The following is a 17,870-nucleotide window of genomic DNA, read 5'->3' as shown; positions in this document are numbered from 1 at the left end:
TTCTGAAATCAAGATAAAGGATTCTTCTACACATGTTTTGCAAGTTAGATGAAGATCAGAACTAGATTCGATCACTAATTCATACTAAATGAGTGTTACTATAGTATTTAGCAATAGAGTTAAAGAGAATAGTAAAGAAGTCCGATTGTAACCCTAGGTCTTATTAGTTTTGGAGAGTTATCATTAAAAATTAATGATCCTTAATAACTTAAAACCCAAAATAATGAAAAGAATACTGATACCAGCAATACTTTTATTTTTTACGATGATTTGTCTAGGTTATATTCATATAGATAATATGGATCAAATTGAAAAGAGCCAACAATTATTGGTCAATAAATAGTGCTTTTAATTCTGGGGTAGGAATCATACAACTTTCTTTTTTACCAAACCATTTATACCTGTTTTTAGCTACAAAATCATAAACCCAGTCTCTTATGGTCTTAGGAACTATAAGAAATACCGAAAACACCGGATAAATGCCTGATAATTGTTTTGTAATTTGTAGAGCCGCTGTTGATTTATGATAATATGCCAATTTGGGATCTATTAGTATAATAGAATCTATTGTAGCACTATCAATACTTCTTTCTGAAATTAATTTTTTTCCTATGTCACTTTGAAGAGAGGCATATCTAAACACATCATTTTTATCATGCTTAATTACGAAATTTATAGCGCTATCACATAAATTACAAACACCATCAAACAAGATTATTTTTTTTCCTTCTTCAACCATATTACAAAGATACTGAACTCATTTTTTTAAATACGCAATTAAGAGTTATTTAAGAATCACTTCAAAATTACAGAATCTATGACTTGTTGCGTGGTAATTTGAAGGTTTTTCGGAAGTTTGTTATCCCTGGGCAAAACAGCAAGATACCTATCATTGTTAGAATCAAAAACTTGTTTAAAAATGGGGTCATCTAGATTGAGAATACTGCAAATTTCTTGAATTAGATCAAAATGATAGATAAGATCAGTACTACCTAAATGAAAGATTCCCTTCTTGTTTCTATTAATGATATAATGAATCTGCTGAGAAAGTTTAACCATCGATGTGGTATTGATAATTACGTTTGGAAATACTTCGATAGGTGCTTTAAGCTCATAGCAAGTTTTTATTTCTTGTACTCTGGGAGTCATTGCGCCAAAAATCATAGGAACTCGGGCAATTACATATTTATGTAAAGGTAGGCGCATAAGAGCATTTTCAATCTTGATTTTGAATCTTCCGTATACGCTATCGCTTAATGTTTTATCAAATTCGTAGGAAGGATAATTGCTGAAATAATCAAAAACATTAGCACTAGATGTAAATATGAGTTTGCAGGTATGTTTTTGTATCCAGTAGATCATACGTTGGTGGGCATCCAATTGTGAATTAAAGTTCCCTCGAATTGCTGAAATTATGAGGGTAGGTTTTAAGTTATCCAAAAGAATGGAAATGTCTTCGAGTTCCATGTCATATTGAAAAAATTTTTGATTCTTTTCATAGAAAGTATTGTCGGTCTTATATGTTCCGTAGGTGTCAAAATAGGAGTTTAGCTCTTTATAAAGAGCATTTCCCACAAAACCACTAGCTCCTATGATTAAAATTCTTTTCAAAATATGGTATAAAAATTTAGTTTCAGTTATACATATGCATCCTTGAAACTTAACCTATTATTTTTTATTATAGAACTGGTTCAAACTTTTTTGATTTAGGCAGGACCGACTGATAAGAAGATGCCAGATGGTACGATTGCAAAACCGCATGTTTTTAGCAAATTAGAAAAAGTTTGTTCATGTTCTTATCCCTTGTAGAAAGGCAATTTTACAATTGTAGCAGGAATTGATTTTTTTCGTACTTGAATATATATTTTATTCCCGGATTTCGCTATTTCTGTCAGAACATAACCTAGACCGATTCCTTTTCCTAAAGAAGGTGACATAGTTCCCGAAGTTACGACGCCTATAATCTGACCATTTTCATTTACAATATTGTAATCGTGACGTGGGATGCCTCGTTCATTAAGTTCGAAGCCAATTAGTTTTCGTTCAGGTCCTTCTTCTTTTTCCTTTTTTAAAGCTTCGGAATTAATAAACGCTTTAGAAAATTTTGTAATCCAACTTAATCCAGCCTCTATAGGAGAGGTGGTATCATTAATATCGTTACCATAAAGACAATATCCCATTTCTAACCTTAGTGTATCTCTGGCTGCCAAACCTATAGGTTGTATTCCATAATCTGCTCCTGCTTCCAGAACTTTATCCCAAACTTGCTTTACTTCAGTATTCTTACAATAAATTTCAAATCCACCACTACCCGTATATCCAGTTGCAGAAATAATAACGTGTTCAATTCCTGCAAAATCTGAGACTTCAAAAGTGTAGAATTTCATAGCTTCAAGATCTACAGACGTTAATGATTGCATTGCTTTTGCGGCTTTTGGACCCTGGATAGCAAGTAGAGAATACTCATCAGATAAGTCACGCATATCCGCATTCATAGTATTGTGACTACGTATCCAATCCCAATCTTTTTTAATATTAGACGCATTTACCACCAATAGGTATTTATCCTCTTCAATTTTGTAAACGATTAAATCGTCAACGATTCCTCCTTTATCATTGGGTAGGCAGCTATATTGAGCTTTTCCATTGATTAATTTTGAAGCATCATTAGAAGTGACTTTTTGTATCAAATCCAACGCTGTAGGACCGGTTATTAAGAACTCACCCATATGAGAAACATCAAAAACACCTACGCCTTTGCGCACAGTTTCGTGTTCTGCAGTAACTCCTAAATATGAGACGGGCATAGTAAACCCTGCAAAAGGAACCATTTTCGCTCCCAGTTGAATGTGCGTTTGTGTTAAAGCCGTATTTTGCATAGTGAGATGATTTTAGTGTTTTCAAATTGATGCCGAAAGTAAAAAACTTTGATTAAGTTTACAATGGTTTTTACGATAATATGGATTATTATTTTTATATAAAAATCATGATGAAAATTATGCAATGGTTTATTTATTTTACACTCTAAAAAGAGTTGAATGTCACAATACCTCTTTAATAAAGTATAGCATAGGATATAAAATGTGTAATGGCATTTACGTAACTATTAATTGAAAATGAAACAACAGTAGTAGGGGTAAAATCCACTGAAGATGACTTGAAAGTACCATTATAAGATATCACATTTGTAATGACTGTTGTAAGCTTACTGATTCTATTTTAATGCCTATACAATCTAAAACAAGATAAGCACTCATATATCGAATTTATGTTAAAATACGTAAAGTTCAAGAATTTCGAATGAAATCATAAATAAAAATAGGGATCTAATATTTTTTATTAATTATTTGTTGTCAAAACGTTAAAAAAATAAAAAAAATTTTACCTTTATCAAGAATTAGTTTTTGGTGAAAAGGGAATTTCAGATAACAAACAAATATTTTATAAAAAATCTAAATGAGGGCAATAAAGAAGCTTTCAAGATTCTTTTTGAATTGTATTATCCCAAACTTTTATACGTTGCACAAAGCTATATTACCAATAGAGAAGATGCCGAAGAGATCATACAAGATGTATTTTTGAAAACCTGGAAAAAGAGAAAAAAAATCACTTCTAATGTCAATGGTTATTTATTTAAAATGACTAAAAACCTGTGTATTGACTATCTCAGATCGAAAAAATATAAATTAGGTAAAATTATAAGTACTGGTCAACTAGAAACATTTATTAATCTTTCTGCATTATCAGACGATAGTGCCATTTTAATTGTAGAGGAAGAGTTGGCTCAAACGATACAGAATGGTATTGAATTACTTCCAGAAAAATGTAAAAGAGTTTTTATAAAAAGTCGCATCGAAGGATTAAAAAATAAAGAAATCTCTGATGAATTGAATATTTCAATAAAAACTGTAGAAAATCACATGTCGAAGGCATTAAGACATATGCGCTTTCATTTACGTGAATTCTTATCTTTTTTTTAAAAACAAAAAAAATGTAGGGGGACTTATCTTTTTTTTCGTCTTATAATATATAAGATGAAAAGTTAATGCAAGAAAAGACAATACTACAATATATTAAGGGAGAATTAAGCTCTAGTGAAAGAGCATCTGTACTAGAATGGATAAGAAAGGATGTCCGTCATCAAAAAATTTTCAATGTTACCAAGGCAAAATATATAGCATCTACCATAAATTGTTTTGATAAAAATGACACTAAAGTTGCCTATGAAAGTTTCTATAAAAGAAAAAATTCGAAAAAGAAAAAAAAATACTATCCTATAGCTGCTGCGGCTATTTTGTTACCGTTGTTCACATGGTATACTTTTACAGGTTCCCTAAAGAATAATTTTTGGACAGGTACACATTATCAAAGCTCTGCTATCAAAACTGTAACCACTCAATTGGGAGCTCATAAAACTATTACATTACCCGATGGTTCTACAGTAATTTTGAATTCGAATAGCGATATAAGTTATGCTAAGAGCTTCTCTGATTCGCTTCGAATAGTACAACTTTCTGGAGAAGCTTTTTTTGATGTAAAAAGAGATACTACAAGACCATTTATTGTTCGTACAGATCAATTAAAAATTAAGGTTTTAGGTACTTCTTTTAATGTAAAGTCATATCCAGTTGATAAAAGCGTAGAAACTACTTTGGTCACTGGAAAGGTCGAAGTATTACGAAAGGCCAATGAGATTCCTATCGTTCTGGCACCATCCCAAAAAGCAATTTTTGATAAAGAAAAAAAGGATATTAGAATAAACGAAGTGAATTCAGAAAATGTAGTAGCCTGGAAAAAAGGAAAGTTAACTTTTGATCAAACACCTTTAAAACAAGTAGTGCTTGATCTTCAGAGAAAATACAATGTAGAATTTGTTATTGAATCAGACGCCTTACTGAAATATAAATATACTGGAGAGTTTGATAATTTAAATCTAACCGAAGTTTTAGATTTTCTCAAACTTTCATCATCCATAAATTATAAAATAGTAAAAAACAAAATTATGTTAAACTCAGAATAAAAAAAGGAAAGAGGATGCTGCAACATCCTCTTTATAGTTCATCTAATTAAACTCAGTACAGAATAATTAAAATCAAACAAAATTATGAAAAAAAAACGTTCAGATGTTTTCTTATACAGAAAACATTTAATAAGAATTATGAAAATATATTCTCTTCTTATTTGTCTCACGATGTCAAAGTTATTTTCATTTAATACGTATTCGCAAAATATTTCCATTTCTATTGATGACGTTACTTTAAAAGAAGCTATTCACAAAATTGAAGAAAACAGTTCCTATCGTTTTTTTTACAATAACAACTTAATCGACATTACAAAAAAAGTTTCTCTCAAAGTGACCAATCAAAAAATGAGTTCGGTATTGGTAGATCTTTTAAAAGAGACCAATATTGATTTTAGGATTTATAAAGATCATATTGTATTATTTCCTAGAAATCGGAAGACCTCTAATAAAGAGATAAAAGAGTTACTCAAGTCGATCAATAAAGAGAAATCAGAGAATAGAAAGAAGCATAATATTTCATTTCAAAATCTAATTCAAGGTATCGTAACAGGTTCTGATGGAATGCCTTTGCCAGGAGTAAATGTTGTTAAAAAAGGAACTAGTACAGGAACTCAAACTGATTTTGATGGGAATTATCGTATTGAAGCTAAGAGTGGAGATATTCTTGTCTTCTCCTATTTAGGATTTGAAACGCAAGAAATTACAATAGGCACCTCTTCATCTATTAATATAACATTAAAGGATGATGTAAGTTCATTAGAAGAAGTGATAGTTACTGGGTATGCGGTTCAACGAAAATCTAGAGTTACAGGAGCCGCAGTAACTATTAAACCTGAAGTTTTTCAAGGTAATCCTAGATCTGTGGTACAAGAAAGTTTACAAGGAAATGTTCCAGGGCTGCAAGTGGCATCTTTTACTGGTCAACCGGGTGTTAATCCAACAGTAAGAATACGAGGTGTAGGATCTTTTAATAATTCTGATAATATAGACGAAGCAGGTCCACTATACGTTTTGGATGGTTTACAAGTAAGCGCTGCTACTATAGCTACCATAAATCCAGGGGATATTGAGAATATTTCTATTTTAAAAGATGCAGCCGCGACCTCAATTTATGGGTCTCGAGCGGCAAATGGTGTTATTGTAATTACTACCTCTACAGGAAAATCTGGGGCTACCGTTATTCGATATAGTACTCAAACAGGATTCAGTACACCAACAGTTGCTTCTAGATTTAAACCACTTTCGACAGCAGAGCATTTAGAACTATTGCAAGAAGGAGCAATTAATGCAGGTAGAGTAAATACAGATGAAGAGGCTTTACAATTTGTAATTAATAATGCCAATTTCAATCCAGATGTAGATACCGATTGGTATGAAGAAATCATTAGAACGGGAAACTATAGACAGCATGATTTATCTATATCAGGAGGGTCTGAAAAAACTACCTTTTACTTATCAGGAGGGTATTTTAAGCAAGAAGGAGTTGTTGAATCTACAGATTTCGAAAGAATGAACGCACGATTGCGGTTAAATCATAGATTGAATGATAGAATTAAATTAGATGCAAACATTTCGTATAATAAAGATATTCAAAACGAAAGACCTCTTGGTGGCAATGATGAAAACCCAATAAGATCATTATATCGTGTGAGATCAGATCAGTCAGTTTTTAACGAAGATGGTTCTTTTAATCTTAGTTTTAATGATGAACATAATCCTATAGCAGAGGGAAGAACAGAAGTGTATAGAAATACCAGACATAGAATTTTAGGGGGTATAACTTTGGATTACGAATTGTTTAAAGGGCTAACCTTTCAAGCAACAACAAATATGAATACAACTATTCTGGATAATTTTATAAGGCTTCCAAGAAACTTTAGCGATTCTGCAGACGTGTTGGGTATTGGGGAACAGGATACCGACATTCTTTTCAATTATGTCGCTAGAGGCTTGGTTAAATACTTTATTAATTTTGATACTGATCATACGCTCACCACATTTGCTGGTTATGAAGTTAATAAAACTCGAAATAAGCGAACAGACGTGGTAGTAAATAACATTTTAGACGTATTTCCCGATTTAGAGCCAGGAGCAGAAAAAATCGAAGCAGGAACAAGAAGACAGATACAAGGCGTAAATTCTGCTTTCATCAATGGGGAATATTCATATGCTGATAAATATTTACTTAGTGGTTCTCTTAGAAGAGATGGTTCTTCAAAATTTGGAGAAAACAATAGGTATGGGGTTTTTTGGTCTGTTGGAGTGGGTTGGAATATAGCAAAAGAAGGTTTTATGTCAAATCAAAGTCTATTTAATGACTTGAAGTTTAGAGGGAGTTTTGGTATTAACGGTAACGACAACATACCTGATAATCGCAACAGGACTATTTTTAATGGTGACATATACACAAATAATCCAGCCTTCGTTCTAACTCAACTTGGAAATCCGGATATTAAGTGGGAAGAAAACGAAATTCTTGATATTGGTCTAGACTATGCTTTGTTCAATTCGAGAATACAAGGTAGTGTTGACTGGTATAAAAGAAATACGAAAGATTTGTTACAAGATGTAGAAATTCCTACGGTTAACGGGGATCTGGAGATTTTAAGAAATGTTGGTGAAGTAGAAAATACGGGATTTGAATTCGAACTAACCAGTCGTAATATTGTAAGTAATACTGGTGGTTTTGAATGGGATACAAATATTAACTTTAGCACAAATAGAAATGAAGTAGTTAAACTTGTAAATGATAACGCTCCGATTGTAGAGGGAACGAGTATAATTACTGTGGGCGAAGATATAAATACCTTTTATTTACCACTGTACGCTGGAGTTGATCCTTCAAATGGAGAAGCGCTCTGGTATCTCGATGGGAGTCGAACAGACGTTACAAATAATTACGGTCAGGCAGAACAAGCTATTGCCGGTAATGCTACTCCAGATTTTTACGGTTCTTTAAAAAATACCTTTAGATATAAAGGTTTTTCTTTAGCATTTCAATTTTATACAGCTTGGGGAGGCTCTATATATGATACTTGGGGACGTTTTACGAACAGTGACGGGAGTCGTGCTTCATCTACAACAGGTAATGTTAATCGAGGAACCTATGAGCGAAGATGGCAACAGCCTGGCGATGTTACAGATGTACCTGCTTTTGTTTTTGGTAATACACAAACAGGTTCTTCGAGTATGGCTTCTTCTAGGTTTCTTTATGATGGCAGTTATATTAGATTAAGAGAGGCAGAGATTGCTTACACTTTTTCTCCTAATGTAATCCAGAATATTTGGTTATCCTCACTTCGCATATATGTAAAAGGAAATAACCTTTGGACATATATTCATGATGATCGATTAGAACGAGATCCTGAGGCTGGTTTTAGCGGAAGATTGAACCAAAATATCCCTATATCCAAAACCCTATTTTTTGGATTAGATGTTTCTTTTTAAACTACACAACATATGAATACTATTATAAAAAATATTACAGTGATTTTTGCATTAGTTTTTGCTTTATCGTGCGAAGACACATTAGAAAGTACTATTCCCGCCGGAGTAGAAATAAGTGATACCGTTACTGATCTTGAATCTTTAGAAATAGCTACAAATGGTATATATACGAGATTAATTGATGGCGATGTATATAGAAGAGGGCTTATTGTAATAGCTTCTTTATTGTCTGATGAAGCGTCAATAGACCCTTTTGATAATAGAGGAAGATTTGTCGAATATGATACATATACAGTAGTAGCAAATGATGCCAGGGCAACAAATCTCTGGAATGATCTATATAGAGCTGTTTCGCAAAGTTCAATTGTCATTAATCTTAGTAGCCAGGTAGAATTTCCGGAAGGCGATATTGAAGAAGCGAATCATTTTATTGGTGAAGCCTACGCACTTAGAGCTTTATCCTATTTACAACTACAAAAAATGTTTTCGCAACCTTATAATTTCACTACAGAAGCAAGTCATTTAGGAGCGATTTTACCTAATTTTGATTTAGTTGGATTTGAAATACAATTTCCACCAAGAGCTACGACCAATGAAGTTTATCAACGAATTGTAGAGGATTTAGAGACAGCAATACGTCTTATGGATGATAGAAATGGTAATCTGCGATTCACTAAAAATGCTGTGCGTGCTTTATTGTCTAGAGTAATGCTTCATATGGAAAATTGGAGAGCCTCAGAAATACTTGCCACTGAAGTGATTAATTCTTCAGGTATATCTCTTGAAGAGCCTTCGGAATACTTAGAGCAATGGAATTTAGGGGCGAGTCCAGAAAGCCTACTATCGCTAGTCACTGTTCCAGAAGATATACCAGGAGAGGCTTCTTTAGGATTTTTCTTTCTTGGAGATGATGAGGCTTTTGTTACTCAGAACCTCATAGACACTTTTACTGATAGTGATATAAGAAAATCATTATATCCTTTTAATGAAGATCTCGGACAATTTAGAATGGCGAAATTTCCCAACGTAGCAGGAACCGATAATATTCCTGTGATTAGAATTTCTGAAGTCTATCTTCTTAAAGCAGAATCACACGCGAGATTAGGGGAGGATACGCAGGCTCAAGATGCGCTAAACGAAGTAATACAAGCTAGAGATGAAAACGCAGCACCTATAACAGATACGGGTAATACTCTTATTAATAGGATATTATTAGAAAGGAGAAAAGAGCTTGCATTTGAAGGGTTGCGATTATTTGATCTTACGAGAACTATGTCAACTTTTACCAAATTTAGAATTAACGAAGATGATATTATAGTTGATGCTCCTTTTAACTTTACAATATTACCGATTCCTTTAGATGAAATTAATAGAAACACGGCAATTCGTGAATTAAATCAACAAAATCCTGGTTACTAATTTAATTTGAATTATTATGAAATTATTTTTATATGGTTGCATTGCCGCTATGATATTTTCTTTGTGTAGCTGCGATACCGATTCAGAAAATACCCCAATTTTACCATCTCCACAATTTGATTACATTTCTTTTGAAAGTGATAAAATATCTATTGCTGAAGACAATGAAGATTCAATAGCTGTTGCTAGATTTATCTATTCTTCTGCTACTTTGTTTGATCAGGATATGACATTTAATTATGTTATTTCGTCTCCTGCTACAAACGCTGCTCAAGAAGGAGTAGATTATGAGTTAATATCTGATTCATCATCCTTTATCCTCCCTGCGGGAGAGGCAATAGTTGATGTACCTCTTATAAAAATTTTAAATAACAGTATATCTTCCGGAACACGATCCATAGTTTTTACGCTTCAACCTTCAGGTGACTTATCATTAGGAAGACCCGGATTAAGAGCCGCTAAGAGTGTAGAGATTAGCATTCAAGAAGACGATTTATTCGAATTTGGATATACCAGTTTTGAAGAAGTTCCAACTTTTAATATGCTTACTAGGTATCCAAGACCTGCAGAATCACAAGATCCTTTGCCTAATATTCAGGATGCTGATCCTACCTCAAATGTGCCTTATGTAAATTATATCAGTACCAACTCAAGCCAGGAGTTAGGTTTTACCGCTTCTTATGTTTATGCTGATACTGCAGATCCTCCTGTGATAGAAAATGAATACGTTGGGGTATACAATACAACGGTGATTGAGAGTAATGGTAGCATCTTTCAAACTAATCTTGTTGAAGGAAATCAAGCCTTTATTAGCTCTGATTTAGATGGAACATTAACTCTAGTCTTTGATGAGATTACAGGCTTAAACCCTGAGGTTACCGGTGCGGTACTGGATGTGAGCTTGTATTTTGTTAATTCTACCTACGAAGCAGAAGATGGTATAGTTATTTTCTTCGAAACTGATGAGGGGCTCGGCCAGCCATTATTATCTCTATTAGATGATGACGTAGATAGTCGAGTTGGGGTTTGGCAGAACCTTCGTATTCCTATACCTGATGATAGATTAGATACAGGTAGAATTGTAATTACTTTGAAAAATGGAGCCACCTCTGAAATGATCATACTGGATTCTATTTCAATAAAAGGAATCCAGTGATTTAACTTTGAACAACTTGAGTTAGCCCAAAGTAACGAGTTCAATTTATTCTATACACAAGAATGGGTTGGACTCGTTTAATGACTGGCAGGTATGCTTTATTAGTTAAAAAAAGCATAAAAAAGCTTCTAAATTGTGCTTTATCGGTTTTTTTATATTAAGAGTTTTTATTTTAGATCAAAATAATTTTCAATTCGAATGTAATCAATCGCATAGGATTTGCGGGTGACTATTTTAACAATATTAATATGGCTTATCAAAAAATTACGCTGTTATTACTTTTAACGTCTGTAATCACTATCGCACAAAAAAAACCTATTACACATAAGGATTACGATCTCTGGAAAAAAATTAATAAAGTTACTATATCTGATCAGGGTAAATTAATTGTTTCTGTAATAGAAACCACTACGGGAAGAGGAGACGGGTATATCGAAATATATGATACCTCGACAGCAAAAAAAACTACTTTTTTTAACGGTTATGATCCTACAATTTCTTTTGATGAAAAATACGTGGTTTTCAAAGTTAAACCCAAATATGAAGACGTTAGAAATGTTAAGAAAAAAAGCAAGAAAAAGGTCAAAGAAGAAGATTTACCTAAGGATAAGTTGTTCATTTATGATGTGCTAAATATTAGGATTCATGATTCTATTTCTAGAGTATCTCAATATAATTTACCCAAAAAATCATCAAAATGGATGATTATAGAGAAATTTAAAAACAAAAATAAAAAAAACGTTCTTAAAAAAACTAAAATAGAAGACACTACCGCTAAGAAAAAGGTTCCCTTGGATTTTAAACAGAAGTATGGTTTGGTATATACATTTGAAACTAAAAGAAAAGATACTCTTCTACAATTAAAAGACTTAACCATTCCCGAAAAAGGTAATGTCTTTTATTTTTCGAGAACTTCCAAAAGTTCAAAAAAAACAGCTGAAGCAAAAGAAAGAGATCTTGGCGTTTATCAATTCAATGTCGAAAAAGCGATAGAAACCGCAGTAGACACCTCAAAATACTTGTACAGTCAACTTGCGCTCAGTACAATGGGAAATCATTTTACCTATATTTCTGCAAAAGACTCGACTGCCGTAGATTCTCTTTCGTACGAACTTTTTCATTACACTAAAGAAACATTGAGTAAACTGGTTGATTTTTCAGGAAAAAATCTAGTAAAAGGTTGGGAGCTAAGTGGTGATCAGGCTCCATTTTTTTCTGAAAACGAAGAGAAACTTTATTTTTATTCAAAACCGAAAAAGAAATACAACAGAGACACTACACTTTTAAAAGAAGAAATTCCTCAGGTTGATGTTTGGCACTGGCAGGACAAAATGATACAACCAGAACAAAAATCAAAATCCAAAGAGCTAGATAAAAAAGCTTTTCTTTCTTATTATTCTCTTACTAATGATAAAGTGGTACATCTTCAAGATGAGCAGATAGATGAGCTTATTTTTGATAAAGACGAGAATCAGGCCTATATTTTAGGAGCCACAGGAAACCCATACGATATCGAACGTTCATGGAATAGCCCTTGGTCACGGGATTTTTATGTAATTAATACAGTAACGGGTCAGAAACGCTTAGGAATCAAAAACATACCGTTAAGACCCTATATTTCAAAAGATGGCAGATATGCGTTATATTTCGACATTCGTGCGCAACATTGGTTTTCGCTTAATTTACAAACATTAGAAACTCAAAATCTTACCAAAGATATTCAAGTTCCCCTGTATGACGAGGATGATGATCATCCCATGCTACCATATCCACATGGTTTTGGTGGTTTTGATACAGAAGGTCGTGCGTTGATTTTTGATAAATTCGACATTTGGAGAGTGTCTCTAAAAGGCGACAAATCTCCAGAAAATATCACCAAAACTGGAAGAAAAAAAAATATTGAATATAGAACAAAAAAACTAAATCCTGAGTATGAGAACAATGCTTCTTATATTAACAACGGCTTATTAATCTCAGGATTTGATAAAAATTCAAAAGCATCAGGAATATTTGTACTAAAAAAAGGTAAATTAATAGAGAAAATTAAGCCAAAAAACTTTTTAATTAGAAGATTCACCAAAGCAAAAGATGCTGATGTATTGACATTTACACAAGAAAATTTTAATACCTACCCCGATCTTTATTATTCAAAAAAGAGTTTGGATACTTACGAGAAAATTACAGCTATTAATTCTCAGCAAAAGAACTTTAAATGGGGTAGTGCCGAGCTATTTTCATGGACAGCTTATGACGGTACACCTTTAGAAGGGATATTGTATAAACCAGAAAATTTTGATGCATCAAAAAAATATCCCATGATCACTTATTTCTACGAAAAGCGTTCTGATAGATACCATAATTACATAGCTCCTCAACCAAGTGCCTCAACAGTTAATCCAACGTATTTAGTAAGTAACGATTATATTATGTTTGTTCCTGATATTGTCTATAAAGAAGGAGAACCTGGTCCAAGTGCTTATAATTGCGTTGTCTCTGGTGTAGAGGCTGTCGAAAAGCTTGGATTCATAGATACTAATAATATGGCATTACAAGGACAAAGTTGGGGAGGATATCAAGTGGCTTATCTAATAACTGTGACCGATAAGTTTAAAGCTGCAATGGCTGGGGCCCCGGTGAGTAATATGTTTTCGGCTTATGGTGGGATTCGTTGGAAAACGGGATTAAGTAGAGCTTTTCAGTATGAAAAAACACAAAGTCGTATAGGAAAAAACATATGGGAAGGTTTTGATCTTTATGTGAAGAATTCCCCTCTTTTTGGAATTCCTAAAATTGAAACTCCATTATTGATGATGCATAATGATAAAGATGGTGCTGTACCATATTATCAGGGTATAGAAATGTTTATGGGCATGAGAAGACTTCAAAAACCTGTCTGGTTATTAGTTTACAATGATGAAGCTCACAATCTTAAAAAAGTAAAAAATAAACAGGATCTCTCTATTAGAATGATGCAGTTTTTTGATCATTATTTAAAAGGTCAATCAGCACCAGAATGGATGACCAAAGGTGTTTCTCGAACGCAAAAAGGAAAAGATTTTGGATATGCCACTGATAAATAACCAGAATTATTCCATATTGAATTACCGATTAGAATAATATATCAGACAAATATTAAAATTCAAACGTGTGAAATATAAAGTAAGTAAAGAATCCTTGGTTTATAATGGTTTTTTAAAAATTAAAAAGGCTTTGATTACTCACGATCGCTTTCACAATCGTAGTTCTATAACATATAGTCGAGAAGTTCTGGATAAAGGAGCTTTTGCTGCCGTTTTACTATATGAAAAAGATACAGAGCAAATTATTCTTATCAAACAATTTAGATATCCTACTATAAAAGAGGGTAGCGGGTGGCTTCTGGAGATTCCGGCGGGTGCAATAGAAGAAGGAGAAAATCCAGAGCAAAGTGCAATACGTGAAGTAGAAGAAGAAACAGGATATGTCATAAATCAACTTGAGCATGTTTTTAGCTGTTTTTTAACACCTGGCATTTCATCAGAGCAGATGCATTTGTATTATGCCGAAGTCTGTCAAAGTGATCAGAAAAATGAAGGCGGAGGCGCTTCTGATGAAGATGAAGATATTAAAATATGTAAATACCCTATCGATACTATAGTATCGATGTTAGAATCGGCCACAATCGAAGACGCAAAATCTATAATTGCTTTACAATGGTTTTTACTGCATAAATTGGTGAAACTGTAATACGATATGGTATTTCATTCTCATGTGTTTCGATACACAATTACTCGCAGTTTATATCTATAGTTATCATATTCATTTTTTTCCAAATGGGATGATCTATGGATAAGGGGATATAGTATATAGAATGAAATGTTAATTACGTGGTACACAAGTTGTGTCTCTGATGTTTACGCTCGACCTGTTGCAAATCTAACATATCTTGTACCTGAATATGGTAGGGAAGGTGCAAATTTTAATGGAAATTGCAATACTTCTCCAGTCCAATCATTTGGTGCAAGAAGTAAGTTTTTAACTTGTTTTTGTGTTTTACATTGTGTAATTAATAAAAGTATCACAAAAAAAGGTATGGTTTTTGAATAATTCATATTTATTACGTTATAGCGTATTAAACCCGCTTTATGAATTGGAAAATCTATTACGGTTTGAAAATACATAAACCCAGTTCAACCTAATAAATTGTAATATATTAGAATTTTCCTAAATTTGTGTTAATAGCATGGAATACAAAATCTACAAAATGAATAATTTTAAAACACTTTTGCTGCTTTTCTTTCTAATATTTCAAACCGTTCCGGCGCAAACCGAACAAGATCGAAGAGAAGCTGAGATTATCAATATCGAAAAAGATATTGTGGCCAAATTAACCGGTCATGAACCTATTAAGGGCAAAAAGAAGTTGACTAGTAGAGCAAGCAAATCTGAGAGAAAGCTAGTAGCCGATTTTCTATTCGAGTCTCTTAAAGATACGGGTCTTAAACCAGAAAGGCATACATATAACGTACAAGACAAGAAAAAAAATCAATATAACGGTACAAATATTTATGCTGAAATACCTGCTACTAATGGTAGTGATGAATGGATCATTATTTGTGCACATTATGATACAGTAGAAGGTAGTCCTGGCGCAGTTCATAATGCTACTGGAGTGGCAATTGCATACTATGTAGCTAAAAAAATAGCTGAACTACCTACACGAAATAAAAATTTTATGGTCGTATTTTTTGATCATTGGAAAAGCAATATGATTGGAACGCGATTATTTACCAAGAAATTACAAACTGACGGTTATAATGTACATTCTATGCATAGATCAGATTATATGGGTTGGGATAACGATGAAGATCGAGCGATTGAGCTGCTCGCCTCTAATTTAAGTTTAGAATCTCAATACCGCTTAGAGTCACCCGTACCCATCTATAAAAGAATTGTAGCGACGCCAGAAAGTCGTTTTTTCTCTAATTTTGGTTATGATACGGTTACACTAACCGCAGAGCTCAAAAATGCAGATAACTCTCCTTTTGTTCGTCAAAGCGAAGATAAATACACAACGGTCAATTTTAAATATCTCGCCTCAACTACTGAAATAGTGTATAAAGTAATGAGAGCATACGCCACGCAATAATGAAGTGTCATATTTTAAAAGGGTTCTTATGCTAATAAGAACTCTTTTAACTCTTCGTAATTATGTATAGAGATGCTTTTCTTTTTTTTATGAATAATTTCTGCGATCTGTTCGGGTATAGAAATTTCTATATTTAATGTATTTTCAACTACGTCTAAAAATTTTACAGGGTGTGCAGTTTCTAGAAAAATTCCAAATTCATCTTCGCGAATCCCTTTTTCTTTAAGTCCTAGATAACCTACGGCGCCATGAGGGTCTGCTATATATCCTGTGGTATTAAAGATATTTTTCATAGCTTCTTTGGTTTGTTCATCACTAAAACTGTAGGCCGAAAAAGAATGCTTTAATTCTTCAAAATTATGATTAAAAAGTTTTTGTATTCTAATAAAATTACTGGGATTTCCTACATCCATTGCATTAGAAATAGTTGCTTTTGATGATCTAGGCTCATAATTTAAGGTTTTTAAATAGCGTACTACAGTATCATTACTATTTGTAGAAGCGACAAAATGCTTTACTGGTAATCCTAGTTGTTTTGCAACTATACCGGCACATATGTTACCAAAATTACCACTAGGTACCGAAAAAATAATATTTTTTCCTTTATGTTTTACTTGCTTATAGGCGAATAAAAAATAAAACAATTGCGGAAGCCATCTGGCTACATTAATTGAATTGGCAGAGGTAAGTTGTTTCTGATTCGTTATTTCTTTATCCAAAAATGCTGTTTTTACCATATCCTGACAGTCGTCGAAAACTCCATCTGTTTCTAAAGCTGTAATATTTTGTCCTAATGTGGTCAATTGTTTTTCCTGAATAGTACTTACTTTTCCACTTGGATACAGAATAACAACATCAACACCTTGTACTCCCAAGAAACCTTTTGCCACTGCACCGCCAGTATCACCAGAGGTGGCAACTAATACTGTGACATTATTTTTATTATTTTGGTTAAAGTACCCCAGACATCGAGCCATAAAACGTGCCCCTACATCTTTAAAAGCCATGGTAGGACCGTGAAATAGTTCTAGGGTTCCTATACGATCTTCAATAGGGACTACAGGAAATTCGAAGCTAAGAACATCAGCAAGGATAGCTCTTAGTTCAGATTCTGGAATTTCATCTCCAACAAATTGTTGTATGGCCTGGTACGCAATTTCTACAGTATCCATTTCTTCAATATTTTCAAAAAATGAAGAAGGAAGCGGTTGTATATTTTCAGGAAAATATAAACCTCTATCTGGTGCCAAACCAGTAATTACAGCTTCTGAAAAAGATACCTTTGAAGCTTTATTATTTAAACTGTAATAACGCATTTTTCATTTTATTAATTAGTTTACAATTGCAGAAAATTCGATTTCTACTAAAATTTCCGGAGTAATTAATCTAGAAACTTCGATCATAGTAGTCACTGGTTTTATGGCGCCAAAAAACTCATGATGCGCAGTACCAATCTGTTTCCAATTTGAAATGTTAGTACAGTAGATTCTTGTTCGTACAACATCATGTAAGCTCGCATTTAATTTTTCTAACGCATCTTTCGCAATTTTAATAATTTCAACGGTTTGTTCATATTCGTCCTTTCCCTGAGCAGTCGTACCGGCAATCTCTATGTTGTTACCAACTTTAATAGCTCTAGAGTAGCCTACGGTTTCTTCCCATGGAGCACCGCTGGCTATTTTTTTAATTTCTATCAT

At 33.2% G+C, this 17,870-nt stretch carries 14 protein-coding genes; 8 read left to right on the top strand and 6 right to left on the bottom strand.

Going from position 1 to position 17,870, the window contains the following annotated elements:
• Window positions 1-325: 325 nt before the first annotated feature.
• The 3 genes from J8281_RS15270 to gcvT all read right to left on the bottom strand — a co-directional run bounded on the left by J8281_RS15270 (window position 326) and on the right by gcvT (window position 2,879).
• Window positions 326-739, bottom strand: coding sequence for a thiol-disulfide oxidoreductase DCC family protein (locus J8281_RS15270; protein WP_210198518.1), 414 nt, complete (start codon window positions 737-739; stop codon window positions 326-328).
• A gap of 56 nt (window positions 740-795) precedes the next feature.
• Complete coding sequence (locus J8281_RS15265) at window positions 796-1,611, bottom strand: sugar nucleotide-binding protein (protein WP_210198517.1); 816 nt, start codon at window positions 1,609-1,611, stop codon at window positions 796-798.
• 185 nt (window positions 1,612-1,796) lie between these two features.
• On the bottom strand, window positions 1,797-2,879 hold the full coding sequence (gene gcvT, locus J8281_RS15260; RefSeq protein ID WP_210198516.1) for a glycine cleavage system aminomethyltransferase GcvT: 1,083 nt from the start codon (window positions 2,877-2,879) through the stop codon (window positions 1,797-1,799).
• Window positions 2,880-3,407: 528 nt separating this feature from the next.
• Between gcvT and J8281_RS15255 the strand changes: the two genes are divergently transcribed.
• The 7 genes from J8281_RS15255 (at window position 3,408) to J8281_RS15225 (ending at window position 14,771) form a co-directional block, all read left to right on the top strand.
• The gene (locus tag J8281_RS15255; RefSeq protein WP_210198515.1) at window positions 3,408-3,980 is read left to right on the top strand and encodes an RNA polymerase sigma-70 factor; all 573 of its coding nucleotides are present in this window, start codon (window positions 3,408-3,410) and stop codon (window positions 3,978-3,980) included.
• A 65-nt stretch (window positions 3,981-4,045) separates the two neighbouring features.
• The gene (locus J8281_RS15250) at window positions 4,046-5,020 is read left to right on the top strand and encodes a FecR family protein (protein WP_210198514.1); all 975 of its coding nucleotides are present in this window, start codon (window positions 4,046-4,048) and stop codon (window positions 5,018-5,020) included.
• A 171-nt stretch (window positions 5,021-5,191) separates the two neighbouring features.
• Window positions 5,192-8,470 (top strand): TonB-dependent receptor, encoded by a 3,279-nt coding sequence (locus tag J8281_RS15245; protein WP_210198513.1) that lies wholly within the window; start codon window positions 5,192-5,194, stop codon window positions 8,468-8,470.
• Window positions 8,471-8,482: 12 nt separating this feature from the next.
• Window positions 8,483-9,889, top strand: coding sequence for a RagB/SusD family nutrient uptake outer membrane protein (locus J8281_RS15240; protein WP_210198512.1), 1,407 nt, complete (start codon window positions 8,483-8,485; stop codon window positions 9,887-9,889).
• Between the two features lie 16 nt (window positions 9,890-9,905).
• Window positions 9,906-11,045: a hypothetical protein gene (locus tag J8281_RS15235; RefSeq protein WP_210198511.1), complete on the top strand. Its 1,140-nt coding sequence runs from the start codon at window positions 9,906-9,908 to the stop codon at window positions 11,043-11,045.
• Window positions 11,046-11,293: 248 nt separating this feature from the next.
• On the top strand, window positions 11,294-14,125 hold the full coding sequence (locus J8281_RS15230) for a S9 family peptidase (RefSeq protein ID WP_210198510.1): 2,832 nt from the start codon (window positions 11,294-11,296) through the stop codon (window positions 14,123-14,125).
• A gap of 67 nt (window positions 14,126-14,192) precedes the next feature.
• Window positions 14,193-14,771 carry an NUDIX hydrolase gene (locus J8281_RS15225; RefSeq protein WP_210198509.1) on the top strand — a complete coding sequence of 193 codons (579 nt, stop codon included), beginning with the start codon at window positions 14,193-14,195 and terminating at the stop codon, window positions 14,769-14,771.
• A 167-nt stretch (window positions 14,772-14,938) separates the two neighbouring features.
• Here J8281_RS15225 and J8281_RS15220 read toward each other — a convergent pair whose 3' ends face one another.
• Window positions 14,939-15,136, bottom strand: coding sequence for a hypothetical protein (locus tag J8281_RS15220; RefSeq protein ID WP_210198508.1), 198 nt, complete (start codon window positions 15,134-15,136; stop codon window positions 14,939-14,941).
• 152 nt (window positions 15,137-15,288) lie between these two features.
• Here J8281_RS15220 and J8281_RS15215 point away from each other — a divergent pair, with 152 nt between their 5' ends.
• Window positions 15,289-16,173 (top strand): M28 family metallopeptidase, encoded by an 885-nt coding sequence (locus J8281_RS15215; RefSeq protein ID WP_210198507.1) that lies wholly within the window; start codon window positions 15,289-15,291, stop codon window positions 16,171-16,173.
• A gap of 26 nt (window positions 16,174-16,199) precedes the next feature.
• On the opposite strand, the gene thrC is transcribed toward J8281_RS15215, so the two are convergent.
• Complete coding sequence (gene thrC, locus J8281_RS15210) at window positions 16,200-17,489, bottom strand: threonine synthase (protein ID WP_210198506.1); 1,290 nt, start codon at window positions 17,487-17,489, stop codon at window positions 16,200-16,202.
• A gap of 15 nt (window positions 17,490-17,504) precedes the next feature.
• The gene (locus J8281_RS15205) at window positions 17,505-17,870 is read right to left on the bottom strand and encodes a RidA family protein (protein WP_210198505.1); all 366 of its coding nucleotides are present in this window, start codon (window positions 17,868-17,870) and stop codon (window positions 17,505-17,507) included.

Source organism: Aquimarina sp. U1-2, assembly GCF_017897595.1.
GTDB lineage: Bacteria > Bacteroidota > Bacteroidia > Flavobacteriales > Flavobacteriaceae > Aquimarina.
The sequence above is the reverse complement of the archived record's forward strand: the minus strand, read 5'-3'. Positions and strand labels throughout refer to the sequence as shown.

What these genes read in the sequence shown, in the direction of transcription:
- J8281_RS15230 (WP_210198510.1), top strand. Translation starts at nt 11,294, where the DNA reads ATGGCTTATCAAAAAATTACGCTGTTATTACTTTTAACGTCTGTAATC.
- thrC (WP_210198506.1), bottom strand. Translation starts at nt 17,489, where the DNA reads ATGCGTTATTACAGTTTAAATAATAAAGCTTCAAAGGTATCTTTTTCA.
- J8281_RS15270 (WP_210198518.1), bottom strand. Translation starts at nt 739, where the DNA reads ATGGTTGAAGAAGGAAAAAAAATAATCTTGTTTGATGGTGTTTGTAAT.
- J8281_RS15235 (WP_210198511.1), top strand. Translation starts at nt 9,906, where the DNA reads ATGAAATTATTTTTATATGGTTGCATTGCCGCTATGATATTTTCTTTG.
- J8281_RS15215 (WP_210198507.1), top strand. Translation starts at nt 15,289, where the DNA reads ATGAATAATTTTAAAACACTTTTGCTGCTTTTCTTTCTAATATTTCAA.
- gcvT (WP_210198516.1), bottom strand. Translation starts at nt 2,879, where the DNA reads ATGCAAAATACGGCTTTAACACAAACGCACATTCAACTGGGAGCGAAA.
- J8281_RS15240 (WP_210198512.1), top strand. Translation starts at nt 8,483, where the DNA reads ATGAATACTATTATAAAAAATATTACAGTGATTTTTGCATTAGTTTTT.
- J8281_RS15220 (WP_210198508.1), bottom strand. Translation starts at nt 15,136, where the DNA reads ATGAATTATTCAAAAACCATACCTTTTTTTGTGATACTTTTATTAATT.
- J8281_RS15245 (WP_210198513.1), top strand. Translation starts at nt 5,192, where the DNA reads ATGTCAAAGTTATTTTCATTTAATACGTATTCGCAAAATATTTCCATT.
- J8281_RS15250 (WP_210198514.1), top strand. Translation starts at nt 4,046, where the DNA reads ATGCAAGAAAAGACAATACTACAATATATTAAGGGAGAATTAAGCTCT.
- J8281_RS15205 (WP_210198505.1), bottom strand. Translation starts at nt 17,870, where the DNA reads ATGATAGAAATTAAAAAAATAGCCAGCGGTGCTCCATGGGAAGAAACC.